Here is a 14,104-nt window from a genome sequence, read left to right as displayed (position 1 = left end):
GATTTCAAATGTGCGGATGTACTGATTAAAAAATCAAATTATCCTTAAATCATTTCATTTGCACATCCGAGTATTTGCACATTTACCCAAAAACTTTTCCTGAATAATCTATAGCCTCCTGAAATTTGGCCAAATCAAGCCCCAGGAGCTCATGTTGTGATTGAAGGTATCTGATTAGGTTTTCGGTAGCGATATTGCCTGTGAGATCGTCTGCGGCCATTGGGCAGCCTCCATATCCTTTCAGTGCAACGTCAAAGCGTTTGCAGCCGCTTTCATAGGCTGCGGCTATCTTGGGCTGCCAGGTATCGGGCGTAGAATGTAGGTGGATGCCGAACTCTGTTTCCGGGAATTTACGGCACAAATCGGGATAAATACTACCGATTTGCTCTGCCTGGGCAATGCCAATGGTATCTGCAAGGGCTATGTTTTTGATGCCCAAATCAACAATCTGTTCTGTCCAGTGTTCAATAATGCCGGTATTCCATTCGTCGCCATATGGATTGCCGAAGCCCATAGACAGGTAAACCAACAACTTTTTACCGCTGTTATGGCATAACCCGTTGATCCTTTTTACATTTTCAAAAGCCTGAGGTAATTTGGTATTGGTATTACGGATCTGGAAAGTTTCGGATATGGAAAAAGGGTAGCCCAGGTAGGTGATCTCCTCGTGTTTAACCGCGTCCTCAGCACCGCGATAGTTGGCGATGATGGCCAATAGCTTTGATTGAGTGTTGCTCGTATCCAGCTTTTTTAATACTTCGGCGGTATCTTGGAGCTGAGGTATGGCCTTTGCCGATACAAAGCTGCCAAAGTCGATGGTATCAAAGCCCACTTGTAACAGCAGGTTGATATAAGCCGCTTTGATATCGGTAGGTACAAAATCATGCAGGCCCTGCATGGCATCGCGGGGGCATTCGGTTATTTTTATGCTCATTTCAAATGCTAAGTCTGAGGTCTATAGTCCAAAGTTAGCTTTTAAGTCTGAAACTTTGGGACTACTTAAAGACTTTTGACTTTCGGCTTAAGACTTAATAAATCAATCAACTGTATTGGGTAAATGTTCATCTTCGGTAAGACCCTCGCGTTCAAACTTGCGGATTATGAGCCTTGTACCACCGTTATAAGTGATATAGCTGGATACCCAGTTAATAAATACGATAACCTTGTTGCGGCCGCCTAAAAGCGATATCAGATGGACGAACAGCCATACCAGCCAGGCAAAAAATCCCTGAAATTTTATTTTACCCAGATCGGCCACGGCTTTGTTCCGACCGATAGTAGCTAATGAGCCTTTGTCGAAATATTTAAAGGGTACCGTTGGTTCATGGTTGATCAGCTGTGCGATGGTTTTGGCTACATGTTGGCCCATTTGTATGGCCACCTGCGCCACACCAGGATGTCCTTTAGGAGTTTCGTCAGTTATCATGGCGGCTACATCGCCGATGGCAAATATGTTCTGGGTTTCTATTACACGACAAACGCTATCCGTCCTGATCCGGTTGCCACGCTCAATAAAATTAGGGTCGATACCTTCAGGGACAACACCCATAACGCCGGCACTCCAGATCACGGTTTTGGTGCGGATAGTTTTACCGCCTTCAAATTTGATTTCCTCGCCATCGTAGCTATCTACTTTTACACCTAAAAGTACTTCCACGCCCATTTTGGTCAAAAACTCTTTGGTGGCGGCAGAGGCTTCCTCAGAAAAAGGCCCGAGTACTTTGGGCAGAAAATCAACCAGGTACACTTTCATATCCTCTTTTTTGAGTTCGGGATAATCTTTGGCCAGGATATGGTTGCGTAATTCGGCCAGTGCTCCGGATAGTTCCACACCGGTTGGACCGGCACCTACCAGAACAAAGGTGAGATAAGGGTCGCGTTCTTCTTTGGTGGGTTTTAGTAAGGCTTCCTCAATATTTTGCAGAATGGCATATCGCAGGTTAAGCGCCTCAGGAACTGATTTCATGGGCATCGAAAACTTTTCAATATCCTTATTTCCGAAAAAGTTGGTGGTTGATCCTGTGGCTATCACCAGGTAATCATAGACTATTTGGCCAATAGTGGTATCAATGGTGTTCTTTTCCGCATTTACCTTGGTTACCTCGGCAATCCTGAACCTAAAGTTTTTTTGGCTGGCAAAGTTCTTACGTAATGAAAAAGCGATGGATTCCGATTCAAGACTACCTGTGGCCACCTGGTATAAAAGCGGCTGAAAAGTGTGGTAATTATGTTTATCGAGCATTAAGACCTCAACGGGCTTATCCTTGAGATGTTTGGCTACCTGGAGCCCGCCAAAGCCCCCGCCTACAATAACTACCAGTGGAAATTTTGAGCTGTCTGTTAAGTTCATAGCACGGGTGTTTTAACCTCCTTTAAATCTCCCCCGATGGAGGAGGGTTTTAAAAATATTATTTTAAAACCCTCTCCCTTTGGAGAGGGTTTGGGTGAGGTGTTTTTTATATAACAAAAAAGGCCCCAAAAGTTCTTTGGGGCCTTGCAAATAAATTTATAGAGTTTATTATCTCAGATCTTTTTTACCAAAGTCAACTATAACCGGTGTGGCTACGCAGATAGATGAGTATGTTCCGAAGATCACACCGATCAATAACGCGAATGAGAATCCTTTGATCACATCGCCACCAAATATGAACAACACGATCAATACGAATACCACAGTTAAAGCGGTAATGATGGTACGGCTTAGCGTACTGTTGATAGCCTGGTTGATTACTTCTTCAGGATCATCAGTTTTGGCATGGTGAAGTTCCAGGAACTCGCGGATCCTGTCAAATACTACCACCGTATCGTTAATAGAGTAGCCGATAACTGTTAGTATAGCTGCGATGAATGCCTGGTCAATATCCAGGGAGAATGGAAGTAATCCTCTGAATAAAGAGAAGAATGATAGTACCAGCAAGGCATCGTGAGCTGTAGCCACCATCGCACCTAAGCTGAACTGCCATTTGCGGAAACGGATCAGGATGTAAGCCGAGATCACAAATATGGCGAACAATACGGTATAGATAGCTGATGTTTTTAATTCATCGGCAACAGTGGCACTTACTTTTGAGAAACCAACGATATCTTTATCGGTTATACGGGTGGCTTCTTTTGAACCCAAAGCCTGGATCAATGTATTCCTTACTTTAGCGTCGGTAGCTGCATTGTTATCCCGGATCAATAAGTTGGTAGTGATGCTCATTTTATCGGCACCAAATGTTTTAACCTCAGTACTACGACCCAATGTAGCGTCAACGGCATCATGAATAGCTTCTGTTGTAACAGCTTTGTTAGGGAAGGTAACAATATAATTACGGCCACCCTCAAAATCCACACCGTAGCTAAATCCGCGTGTAAAGATGGATATTAAACCTGCTAATATGAATATGCCCGAAAAAGCGTAAAACTTGAAACGGTTTTTAACGAATTTAAAATTTGCGTTTTTGAAGGTATGTGAGCTCCATGGGTTTGAGAATTTGATATCCCATCCTTTGTCAAGCATCCACTCAAATATAACCCTTGAGATCAGTAGTGAACAGAACAATGAGGTAATGATACCGATCATCAATGTGGTAGCGAAACCCTGGATTGGGCCCGAACCAAAGATAAACAGGATTACACCGGTTAAGAATGTACTGATCTGTGAATCGAGGATAGATGGTAAAGCGTGTTTGAAACCATCAGCTACAGCTATTCTTAATGATTTGCCTAAGCCCAGTTCTTCACGAACGCGTTCATAAACCAGTACGTTGGCATCAACCGCAATACCCAATGTGAGCACGATACCGGCAATACCAGGCAAGGTTAATACCGCGCCTAAGCTGGTTAATACGCCCATCAGGAAAAATATGTTGATGACAACCGCTACTACCGCTACAGTACCTGCACGATTGTAATAAGCAATCATAAATATCAATACAACAACCAAGCCTAATATACTTGAAGTAACACCGGCATTGATAGCTTCCTGACCTAATGACGGACCTACTACCGATTCTGATATGATATGCGCAGGAGCAGGTAAACGACCAGCTTTTAAAACGTTGGCCAAATCCTTGGTATCCTCAATAGTAAAGTTTCCAGAGATAGAAGATACACCACCAGAGATCTCGTTCTGTACGTTTGGAGCAGAGTATACGTTATCATCCAATACAATGGCTACCGCTTTTTTGTTGGTACCTGACGATGCCTCGGCTGTAACAGTACGCCATTTCTGGGCACCCTCTGAGTTCATGATCATCACAACCTCTGGATTCCCTTTTGGATCGTTATCGGCACGGGCGTCAGTGATCACGTCGCCTGATAATACCGGGCCATTGTCGGCGCCTGTTAATTTGATGGCGTATAGAGCAAATGCTTTGTCCTTGTTATTTTTTAATGGCTTTACCTCCCAAAGAAATTTCAGGTTGCGTGGTATTACCGCTTGTACATCGGTGCTATGGAGGTAAGCGTTAACTTTGGCGGTATCTCTTTGTGGTGAATAACCAACAACAGGACCCTGACCTAATTGCTGCTGACCGCTGGCATCCTGGCCAATGTTTGGAGATAACACAGAAAATAGTGGGTGTAACGCCGTAAATTGTGTTTTATTAGCCAATGCTGCTGCGGACGTATCTTTAGCGGCATTTTTTTGAACCTTGCTCAATAACGAACCTGCTTTGGCAGCGGTATCAGTTTTAGCAGCAGCTGTTGTTGCGGTAGCTTTAGCTTTTGATGAATCAGCTTTAGCTGTTTTGTTTTTTGCAGCCAGTAAGTTGTCAATATTGATCAGGTATTGATAAGCTTCGGTGTTGTCATAAGTTTCATAGAATTCCAACTTAGCAGAACCTTGTAACAATTTACGAACACGCTCCGGCTCTTTTACACCTGGTAACTCAACCAAGATACGGTTTGAGCTTTGCTCAAGCTGAATGTTAGGTTGTGTAACACCAAACTGGTTGATACGGGTATTTAAAACCGTGTATGATTGTTTTACCGCTGTATTAGCCTGATCTTTCAAATAAGCTGTAACCTCGCTGTTTGATGCGTTAAACTTTAAATGATCTTGGTTATCCTTTGTTGAAAAGATAGCGGCCAGCTTACCGTTCGGATTTAGTTTCTCGTACTCACTAACAAAAAGTGTGATGAAATCCTTTTGAGTGGTTTGGGCGTTCGCCTGTAATTTGTCGGCATTAGCCAAAGCTTGATTAAACGCAACATCAGGATTGTTGTTGGCAATTTTCTTCACCAACTCATCGAGCGAAATTTGCATGGTAACGTTCATCCCGCCTTTAAGGTCAAGGCCCAATGCAAGTTCTCTTTGCAGTACGTATTGATAATTGTGTTTAAACACCGGATATACCGGTTGTGTTGACATAGAATCCAGATACGCTGTTTCTCTCGCAGGGTCACCCTTTGAATATACCTTGGCATCACTTTGAACTTTGCGCGCCACCCACGTGAAAGATAGCTGGTATAAGCATACTACAGCCAGCAGAATGGCGAAAAATTTAATAACCCCTTTACCTTGCATCGAATTATAATATGTAATTAATTAGTTTATAAGCTTTTTTTAAATAAGACGGCAAATCTAATAAAATTTCGCAAGCATGAAATTTTAAATTAAAACAATTTGATGACAAAAAATGTTAGCCGCGTTCCAGCGTGATGAAGGAGTAGCTGTACTTGTTTTTTTCGTCGGGCTCAAAGTTTTCCCGTTCTGTCTCTTTCCATTCCTGCGGATCCAGCTCCGGGAAAAAAGTATCCCCATCAAAATCCTGATCGATCACGGTTAAATAGATACGATCGGTAAGCGGAATAGCTTGCCGGTAAATTTGGGCGCCACCAACAATAAATACCTCATCCTCGCCGGCGCAAAGCTCCAGGGCATCTTCTATAGAGCCTGCAACTTCACAGCCTTCAATAGTGATGGACTGCTGGGTTACTACTATGTTACGGCGTTTGGGTAATGGCTTGCCAACAGACTCATAGGTTTTACGCCCCATGATCACGGTATGCCCGGTGGTGACATCTTTAAAATGTTTCAGATCGTTGGGCAAATACCAAAGTAATTTATTGTCTTTGCCTATAGCGTGGTTTTTGGCTGTGGCAACTATGATGGATGTAGTCATTGGTTCATTAGTGTTATTAGTTCAGTAGTTCATTAGCCTTGGCAGCTTAATTTATTTTCTTAACTTTTTCAGTCAGCCATAATTTTATACCGTCGAAATTTAATTCTCCTTTACTTGCTGATATTGTCATATCATACTTTTCATCTTCAGTGGCAGTGAGATCAATTTCAAATTCAAGAAGTGTTAGCCTGAGTAAAGCATAAGCAGTTCTTTTGTTGCCATCAAGAAAAGGATGATTGATGATAATGCTTTCAAAAATAGCAGCAGCTTTGTCGATGGCTTCCGGGTACAGATCCTGTCCGTCAAAGGTTGCATTGGGGCGAGCTATAGCAGCCTCTAATCCCCCCTGGTCTCTTATTCCTTTAACGCCTCCAAACTTTTCAATTAAAATATTGTGGATTAAAAGGGTTGTTTGAATGTCGATCATTGAGCAAGTCTTTGCAATAAGCCTTTATCTTCAGAAAGGATTTTTCTTAAATTATTAGCAAGCTTGATTTGTTCGGGTGATTGTGTTTGTAATTCTTTTACAAAATCTAAAATATCCTGCAATACAGTTTCAGGTACCTGGTCAAGTACCTTTTGTATCTCGTTTTTTATTTGAACCGAAGTCATAGTCAAATTTACAAATTTTTAAAGTAACGGCAAGCAGTGCCCTAATCTACACTGCCACCTCAGCCTTGATGTGCGGCCACGGATCATAATTCTCTAAAGCGAAATCTTCAAACTTAAAGGCGAAGATGTCTTTCACTTCAGGATTGATCTTCATGGTTGGTAGGGGACGAGGTTCACGGCTCAACTGCAGGCGGGCCTGATCCATGTGGTTGTTGTACAGGTGAGCATCGCCAAAGGTATGAATGAAGTCGCCATAATCCAGATCGCAAACCTGTGCCATCATCATCGTGAGCAATGCATAGGATGCGATGTTAAATGGTACCCCCAAAAATATATCGGCACTGCGCTGATACAATTGGCATGAAAGTTTGCCTTTTGTTTCGCCCTTGTCCTGGTTGGGGGGCTCCACGTAAAACTGAAACAAACTATGACAAGGCGGTAAGGCCATCTGATTAACGTCGGCCACGTTCCATGCCGATACGATCATACGGCGCGAATCGGGATTGTTTTTAATTTGGTTTACCACCTGGGTTATCTGGTCGATATGACTGCCGTCGGGCTTTGGCCACGAACGCCATTGGTATCCGTACACCGGTCCGAGATTGCCTTCGGCGTCGGCCCACTCATCCCAGATGCGTACGCCGTTTTGTTTAAGGTAGCTGATATTGGTATCACCGCTCAAAAACCAGATCAGTTCATGGATGATAGATTTGAGGTGCAGTTTTTTGGTGGTCACCATCGGGAAACCATCCTTAAGGTTGAAACGCATCTGGTAGCCAAACACACTTACCGTACCGGTTCCTGTCCTGTCATGCTTCTGCGCTCCGGTTTCCATCACATGGCTCATCAAATCGAGATACTGTTTCATTTTTGTAGGTTGATTAAGTTACTTGTTGATTAGGTGAGTGGTTGGATTGGGTTGATTAAGTTAGAAGAACTTAATCAACTCATGAACCAGTGAACTAATGAACAATTTTAAAAGGCAAAGAAAAATAATCTAATTTTGACATCCTAATCGATGTGCAAAAATACACGCGGTGTTAGTCTTTTTTTCTATGATCCTTTTTCCCAACGCAAAAATAAACATTGGCCTTAACATTACCGAACGCCGGCTCGACGGCTATCATAATCTGGAAACCATTTTTTATCCTATCAACATCAAAGATGCGCTTGAAGTTGTAGAGAGTGATCAACTGAGCTTTGAATCCTCTGGTTTGGATATCCCGGGCAGGGCCGAAGATAATCTTTGCATCAAGGGGTATCATCTTTTGAAAAATGATCACAACCTACCGCCGGTGAGTATCCACCTGCATAAAAGTATCCCGATAGGGGCTGGTCTGGGTGGAGGCTCGGCTGATGCCGCTTATTTTATCAGGCTGATGAACCAGCAATTTGAACTTGGGCTGTCTGTGGAGGAAATGACGGGATATGCCCGCAAGCTTGGCGCCGACTGTGCTTTCTTTATCGAGAATAAACCGGTGTTCGCCTTTGAGAAGGGCGACGAGTTTGAATCGATTAAATTGGATCTGTCCAAATATAAAATTGCCCTGGTCATGCCGGATGTTCACATATCAACCGCCGAAGCTTACCGGGGGGTAAAACCTGCGCTGGTAAAAGAATCACTGTTTGATCTGATTGCAGAGCAGCCCATCACCGAATGGAAAAGATATATCAAAAATGATTTCGAGCTATCAATTTTCAAAAACCACGCTGAGATACGGGGCGTAAAAGCGGCCTTGTACGAAGCTGGTGCTATATACGCCAGCATGAGCGGGAGCGGTGCCTCGGTGTTTGGTATATTTGAGCAAACGCCCGATCTGCAGCATCTGGAAGCAGATAATGAAGTGTTTTATGATGTGTAGTTGAATTTTGAACATCCAAATCCGAAATAAAAAATCACACTCCCGCATCTTCGCTCACGCCGCGTCCAACAGCCTCTGCCCAGTCAGTCTCGCTCCAGCCTTTTGCCATGGCGCTTAATAAGCGGCTGTGTAAGGTGTTTACAATCGGCATGGGTGTCTGGCTTGCCTGGGATAGTTTAAATGCCAGACGCGCGTCCTTATAGCCTAATTTCGACTTGAAACCTACCGGCTCATATTGCTTGTTGGCGATGACCCGGCCATAGTTTTGAAAAATGGGAACGTTGAATAGCGTCGATCCAAAAAAGTTGGCCACCTGCTCCCTGTCTAGTCCGTTCTTCTCGGCAAGGGTATATGCCTCTGCCATCATCTCCATCGAGGCCATGATCATAAAGTTGCCCGCAATTTTTACCACGTTTGCTCCGCCTGCAGATTCTCCGAAATCTATCACACCCTGACCAAGGCAATCCAGTACGGGCCTGGCCGTATCCTTGGAATGCTGATCGCCCGATACACAGATCCAGAGTTTGCGGGCAGCGGCTGCTTCAGTCCGGCCAAAAACGGGAGCTGCCAGGTAGTGGCTGCCCGCCTCCTCATGAAGCTGGGCAAGCTGCTCTGAGGTTTCGGGCGAGACAGTACTCATGGAAATATGGAGAGCATGCTCGGGTAACTTCTCCAGGATGCCCCGCGTGCTCAAAGTTATTTCTTTCAGTACTTCGTCATCTGAAACTACGGTGATCACGATGTGGGCACCTTCGGATGCATCGGCAGGCGTTTGGCATTTGGTGACGTAGTCAGGATCGAGCTCATCTGTTTTTGAATGGGTACGATTATAAACCTGTAAGTGATAACCCGACTGGATAAGATTTTGGGCTATGGGCATGCCGATGTTACCAAGGCCGATAAAGCCGATTTTTTTTTCCATGGTTGTTAGGTGGATGTTAGCTGATGTACTCTCTGTCCTCGTCGCTTAGTGTATTGGGATCGTCTTTCTTATGGATATTGTCATGATAGCCTCCGATATCAAATTTTGCTTTTTTGGGTCGGCCGACAAGCCAGCCTAAAATAAAAGCCACGACAGCTACTACCGCCATCATCATTAATTTGGAAACATAAAAATTCGCGAATAAAAAAGCGAACGGAACCTTGTCTGTGTTTTGCGCCAATGCTGCTGTAAGCAAAATGGTGACGACTATTATGGTGATTGTTTTAATACTCATGATAAGTTGATTTAACAGTTTATACAATATCCGGTTTTTAAATCTTTATTAAAAATCAATTTCATTAAGCGCTTTGTGAAAACTGAAAAACATGGCGGGAGCGGATGATTAAAAGTAGGGTTCCTGGAAAAGTGATTTTTAATTTTCGTGAAGGATTGAAATGGATTTTTGATGGGGCCAAATTTTAATCCTGATAAAAAAAAATGAACGGAAGGAAATTTCAATTCTAAGAAATTCATGATCGCCAAATGGAAGCCTCATTCCATGAGTTATGGTTCTTCTGTTTTTTGGCTTTTTCTGCCTCTTATATTATCAAGTCCTGGGTCGAAAATCAACCATCGCTGCTCAGCCGAGAGTTCGAAAAATTTCATGGGATTTAGTTTTTTGTATACAAGTGGGAGGGATGTGCCTGTTTTATTTCATCCTGTATTTTAAGGTTCATAACACTATCATTAGATACCCTTTCTGAATTCATTATGTTTAGTATTTATTTATATAGTACTTTATATTTATCTGAATATGAAATATATGTATTCTGTATTTAAGGGTTGTAATTTTGATTGCTAATATTTTTAGTTTTTTGATGTTTTAGTTAACTCAATTTTGTTTAATTTTTACTTTTGGTAAACTATATAAATATTTCATTATTAAATTATTATAAAATTTAATTAATCTTTATTTTTAAAATTTAATGATAAAATTAAAAGCTAAAAAGTGGACAAGATAAAAACTTCATGTAATTGCTATGATTTTTATTTGGTACACTAACTAAAAAATGAATTTTGCGCCTGTTGTGTGAGGTGATGTTTAAACGGTGCTAAACCCGTTAAAAAATAATAATGCCTTACAGGGCTTAAAAATGGCCTTTAGAATTGTGGGCTTTCTATCCCCTATCGGGGTAGGTCTGTCTCAAAAACAGAAGGAATTGAGGGCGATTTTGTCGCGATGCGGAGGACAATATAAGGGGATAAATAACCTGGCAATTGACAGGAAAGGTGTCGTCTCAGGAAGCGGAAAAGAAAAAATTACAATCTTGCTTTTCGTTTGGCGATTTGCTTTTGAGCCACTGGATATAGAAATATTGTGGATAAAATAATGACCGCCCCAGCCCAAAAGCCGAGTGTCATTTTATTCATATCACCAAAAAAAATGAAGGACATCAGGATGCCATAAACTGGTTCGAGGTTGGTGATGAGGGCTACTTTGAATGCCGAAAGTTCGCGCATAACAGATACCCCGGCAACGTAGGCAAGTGAGGTGCAGATGGTGCCAAGCAGTATCAGATAGCCAATGTCTTTAGGTTTTAAAATGAGCGATTGGTTGAATCCGCCAGTCAATAAAAGGTATATCGATATCCAAAAAAAAGCTCCGGTTAGCTCATGAAAAGCAATGATCGGGGCTTCGTGTTTTTTTATGAATTTGGAATTAATGATCGAAAAAAGGCTTGCGCAAACCGCGCTTGCGAGGCCCGTTATGATACCCTTAGTGTAATGCGATTCAAATTTAAATATCAAAACGATGCCTGTTATGATCAGTAATCCAGCCAGGATCTCCAGTTTGGAGATCTTTGTTTTATTCAATAGAGGCTCAAATATGGCCGTAAATAAAGTGATGCTGGAGAGGCAAACCAGCGTCACCGGAACCGTAGATAATTTGATCGACGCGAAAAAAAGCACCCAATGACCGCCCACTAAAGCACCTGTTGATGCCATTTTCAGGAACGTTTTTCGATCAACCCTGATGGTTGTTTTGCTAAAATTGAAGTATAAAAACAACGAAATAACAGCAATAAGCACCCTATACCAAACCAATTGTACAGCAGAAATGGTTATCAAATTACCCAAAATGCCGGTAAATCCCCAGATAAAAACAGTGAAATGGAGTATGAGCAGGTTCTTGTTGAGGCTTTCTTTGTTGCTTTTTGTAACCACTATTTAGGCGCTTTTAGGAGTAAATAATAGCCGAGCAAACCAAATGTAGTATTAGGAATAAAGACCGTAAAGATGGGCGGAACGCCACCTTTTATAGAAAATACAATAGCAAAACGCTCTACAATAATGTAGGTAAAACAGAGTATAATGCCAATTCCCAAGGGTAAACCAACACCGCCCCGCACCTTACGTGACGACAAAGCTACGCCCACAACGGTTAAAACGTAGGCAGATAAAGGGTATATAAACCGATGGTATTTTTCGTAGTAAAGGTTGTTTAGCACCTCTGGCCGGCGTAGTTTTTCTTTATCTATATTCTTATTCAGGTCTTTTAAAGACATGGCCGCGTATACATTATCATATACAACAAAGTCGGTAGGGTGCATATCAAGCACCGTATCTTTTTGCGGAATATCCTTAAAAAATTGCTCTTTTAAGCCATTTATGTATTTAACAGAATAGTTTTTTAATGACCAGATCCTTTTAACCGAATCATAAGTAACCTGGTTGGCAATCAATTTTTCGCGAAGCGTATCGCCGTTAAACTTCTCCATAATAAACTGATAGCCAGTATGTACGGTAGGGTCGTAGTTTTGCAGATAAACAAATGTGTGCTTATCTATCTGCATATGTACCTCAATTTTGGTAGGGTCGTTATCGGTTATGCCATTGGCGTTCTCAAAGTCGTTTTTTAGGTGATTGGTATACGGAATGAGGTATACATTGGCAAAAAAGGATACCACAAATATAATGGTGGAGGCTATAAAATATGGCCTTAAAAAGCGGTTAAAACTAGCCTTACCACTCAAAATAGGTACAATCTCTGTTTGATTTGCCATCTTAGCAGTAAAGAAAATTACGGCTAAAAAATTAATCAAAGGCGATAGCATATTCAGGTAAAAGGGCACGAATCCGGCATAGTACTGGAATATGATATCGTGTAGCGACGCATGTTTATTGGTAAAATTATCCAACTTTTCAGACACATCAAACACAACAGATACCGCTGCGAAAATACCCATGGTAAACACAAAAGTGCCCAGGTATTTACCCATAATAAACCTGTCAATAACTTTCAGATGCCGGTGAATAAATGCCTTCATTTTTTGTTTATTAGTTCATTGGCTCATTGGTTCATTGGTTTCATGTGAGCTGTTATTAATGTGGTTAAGACTAATAAACAAATGAACCGATGAACTGGTGAACGGCTATAATCGTTGGCCAAGTTGCTTAACCATGCTATTTTTCCAGTTATAAAACTCGCCGGATATGATCTTTTTACGTGCTTCTTTAACCAGCCAAAGGTAAAAATGGAGGTTATGCAAGGTAGCGATCTGCGCTCCAAGCATCTCGCCCGAATGTATTAAATGGCGTAAATAGGCTTTGGTGTAATTCTTATCAGCAAAGAGATCACTATCACTTTCAATAGCCGAAAAGTCATTTTTCCACTTCTCGTTTTTGATATTAATGATACCATTTTTAGTAAAAAGCATGCCATTTCGGGCGTTACGGGTAGGCATAACGCAATCAAACATATCAATTCCTAAGGCTATATTTTCCAATATATTAACCGGTGTACCTACACCCATTAGATAACGTGGTTTTTGCTCTGGTAATATATTACACACAATTTCTGTCATGGCATACATTTCTTCGGCTGGCTCGCCTACCGAAAGTCCGCCTATAGCATTGCCCTCACGTTCAAAAGAAGCAATAACTTCTGCCGATTTTACGCGCAAATCTTTATAAACAGATCCTTGTACTATAGGGAAAAGTGTTTGGCTATAGCCGTATTTAGGCTCCGTATTATCAAAGCGGTCGCAGCAACGTTTTAGCCAGCGGTGGGTCATGTCGATAGATCGCCTGGCATAATTATAATCGCAGGGATAGGGGGTACATTCATCAAAAGCCATGATGATATCAGCACCTATAATCCGCTGAATATCCATCACATTTTCTGGTGTGAACAGGTGTTTTGAACCATCAATGTGCGAACGAAACGTAACACCTTCCTCCTTAATTTTACGTACTTCGGTTAAAGAATATACCTGATAACCACCGCTGTCGGTTAAAATGGGTCCGTCCCAGCCATTAAATTTATGCAATCCTCCTGCCTGTTCAAGCGTATTAAGGCCCGGTCTGAGGTATAAATGATAGGTATTGCCTAAAATAATCTGAGCCTCTATGTCATTTTTAAGTTCGTGCTGATGCACTGCCTTTACTGTGCCGGCAGTACCAACAGGCATAAATATAGGGGTTTGTATGGTGCCGTGGTCGGTGGTAATTTCACCTGCGCGCGCTTTCGAAAGCGAATCTTGTGCTGTTAAATTAAATTTCATTTTGAGGTTGCAAAATTAACAAATAAAGCGGAT

Annotated in this window: 13 protein-coding genes; 1 reads left to right on the top strand and 12 read right to left on the bottom strand. The window is 42.0% G+C overall.

All coding sequences use genetic code 11. The features are described from left to right. Positions 1-82: 82 nt before the first annotated feature. The 7 genes from FHW89_RS11385 to FHW89_RS11355 all read right to left on the bottom strand — a co-directional run bounded on the left by FHW89_RS11385 (position 83) and on the right by FHW89_RS11355 (position 7,590). Entirely contained in the window at positions 83-934 is an 852-nt protein-coding gene (locus tag FHW89_RS11385; RefSeq protein WP_172335156.1) for a hydroxymethylglutaryl-CoA lyase, read from the bottom strand. A 102-nt stretch (positions 935-1,036) separates the two neighbouring features. Then, positions 1,037-2,350, bottom strand: coding sequence for an NAD(P)/FAD-dependent oxidoreductase (locus FHW89_RS11380; protein ID WP_172335155.1), 1,314 nt, complete (start codon positions 2,348-2,350; stop codon positions 1,037-1,039). A gap of 168 nt (positions 2,351-2,518) precedes the next feature. Further along, complete coding sequence (secDF, locus tag FHW89_RS11375) at positions 2,519-5,512, bottom strand: protein translocase subunit SecDF (RefSeq protein WP_172335154.1); 2,994 nt, start codon at positions 5,510-5,512, stop codon at positions 2,519-2,521. Positions 5,513-5,627: 115 nt separating this feature from the next. After that, positions 5,628-6,110, bottom strand: coding sequence for a dihydrofolate reductase (locus FHW89_RS11370; protein ID WP_172335153.1), 483 nt, complete (start codon positions 6,108-6,110; stop codon positions 5,628-5,630). Positions 6,111-6,156: 46 nt separating this feature from the next. Continuing rightward, positions 6,157-6,537 (bottom strand): type II toxin-antitoxin system death-on-curing family toxin, encoded by a 381-nt coding sequence (locus FHW89_RS11365; protein ID WP_172335152.1) that lies wholly within the window; start codon positions 6,535-6,537, stop codon positions 6,157-6,159. Beyond that, positions 6,534-6,722, bottom strand: a complete 189-nt coding sequence (locus FHW89_RS11360) for a hypothetical protein (protein ID WP_166093936.1) — start codon at positions 6,720-6,722, stop codon at positions 6,534-6,536. Before FHW89_RS11360 ends, FHW89_RS11365 begins: the two co-directional genes overlap by 4 nt. A 46-nt stretch (positions 6,723-6,768) precedes the next feature. After that, entirely contained in the window at positions 6,769-7,590 is an 822-nt protein-coding gene (locus FHW89_RS11355) for a thymidylate synthase (RefSeq protein WP_172335151.1), read from the bottom strand. 187 nt (positions 7,591-7,777) lie between these two features. Between FHW89_RS11355 and ispE the strand changes: the two genes are divergently transcribed. Beyond that, complete coding sequence (ispE, locus tag FHW89_RS11350; RefSeq protein ID WP_172335150.1) at positions 7,778-8,584, top strand: 4-(cytidine 5'-diphospho)-2-C-methyl-D-erythritol kinase; 807 nt, start codon at positions 7,778-7,780, stop codon at positions 8,582-8,584. Positions 8,585-8,618: 34 nt separating this feature from the next. Here the strand turns inward: ispE and FHW89_RS11345 are convergent, their stop codons facing one another. The 5 genes from FHW89_RS11345 to tgt form a co-directional block, all read right to left on the bottom strand. Then, positions 8,619-9,506: an NAD(P)-dependent oxidoreductase gene (locus FHW89_RS11345; protein ID WP_172335149.1), complete on the bottom strand. Its 888-nt coding sequence runs from the start codon at positions 9,504-9,506 to the stop codon at positions 8,619-8,621. Between the two features lie 16 nt (positions 9,507-9,522). Next, positions 9,523-9,801: a hypothetical protein gene (locus tag FHW89_RS11340; RefSeq protein WP_172335148.1), complete on the bottom strand. Its 279-nt coding sequence runs from the start codon at positions 9,799-9,801 to the stop codon at positions 9,523-9,525. A 1,025-nt stretch (positions 9,802-10,826) separates the two neighbouring features. Beyond that, positions 10,827-11,735, bottom strand: a complete 909-nt coding sequence (locus FHW89_RS11335) for a DMT family transporter (protein ID WP_371742446.1) — start codon at positions 11,733-11,735, stop codon at positions 10,827-10,829. Further along, the gene (locus FHW89_RS11330) at positions 11,732-12,835 is read right to left on the bottom strand and encodes an LptF/LptG family permease (protein ID WP_172335146.1); all 1,104 of its coding nucleotides are present in this window, start codon (positions 12,833-12,835) and stop codon (positions 11,732-11,734) included. The genes FHW89_RS11335 and FHW89_RS11330 overlap by 4 nt, the downstream gene beginning before the upstream one ends. 105 nt (positions 12,836-12,940) lie before the next feature. Beyond that, complete coding sequence (gene tgt, locus FHW89_RS11325) at positions 12,941-14,071, bottom strand: tRNA guanosine(34) transglycosylase Tgt (RefSeq protein ID WP_172335145.1); 1,131 nt, start codon at positions 14,069-14,071, stop codon at positions 12,941-12,943. Positions 14,072-14,104: the final 33 nt, after the last annotated feature.

Origin of the sequence: Mucilaginibacter sp. SG564 (assembly GCF_013149275.1) — a bacterium.
GTDB lineage: Bacteria > Bacteroidota > Bacteroidia > Sphingobacteriales > Sphingobacteriaceae > Mucilaginibacter.
The sequence above is the reverse complement of the archived record's forward strand: the minus strand, read 5'-3'. Positions and strand labels throughout refer to the sequence as shown.

Coding starts and splice junctions, on each gene's coding strand:
- FHW89_RS11385 (WP_172335156.1), bottom strand. CDS start 934: ATGAGCATAAAAATAACCGAATGCCCCCGCGATGCCATGCAGGGCCTG.
- FHW89_RS11380 (WP_172335155.1), bottom strand. CDS start 2,350: ATGAACTTAACAGACAGCTCAAAATTTCCACTGGTAGTTATTGTAGGC.
- secDF (WP_172335154.1), bottom strand. CDS start 5,512: ATGCAAGGTAAAGGGGTTATTAAATTTTTCGCCATTCTGCTGGCTGTA.
- FHW89_RS11370 (WP_172335153.1), bottom strand. CDS start 6,110: ATGACTACATCCATCATAGTTGCCACAGCCAAAAACCACGCTATAGGC.
- FHW89_RS11365 (WP_172335152.1), bottom strand. CDS start 6,537: ATGATCGACATTCAAACAACCCTTTTAATCCACAATATTTTAATTGAA.
- FHW89_RS11360 (WP_166093936.1), bottom strand. CDS start 6,722: ATGACTTCGGTTCAAATAAAAAACGAGATACAAAAGGTACTTGACCAG.
- FHW89_RS11355 (WP_172335151.1), bottom strand. CDS start 7,590: ATGAAACAGTATCTCGATTTGATGAGCCATGTGATGGAAACCGGAGCG.
- ispE (WP_172335150.1), top strand. CDS start 7,778: ATGATCCTTTTTCCCAACGCAAAAATAAACATTGGCCTTAACATTACC.
- FHW89_RS11345 (WP_172335149.1), bottom strand. CDS start 9,506: ATGGAAAAAAAAATCGGCTTTATCGGCCTTGGTAACATCGGCATGCCC.
- FHW89_RS11340 (WP_172335148.1), bottom strand. CDS start 9,801: ATGAGTATTAAAACAATCACCATAATAGTCGTCACCATTTTGCTTACA.
- FHW89_RS11330 (WP_172335146.1), bottom strand. CDS start 12,835: ATGAAGGCATTTATTCACCGGCATCTGAAAGTTATTGACAGGTTTATT.
- tgt (WP_172335145.1), bottom strand. CDS start 14,071: ATGAAATTTAATTTAACAGCACAAGATTCGCTTTCGAAAGCGCGCGCA.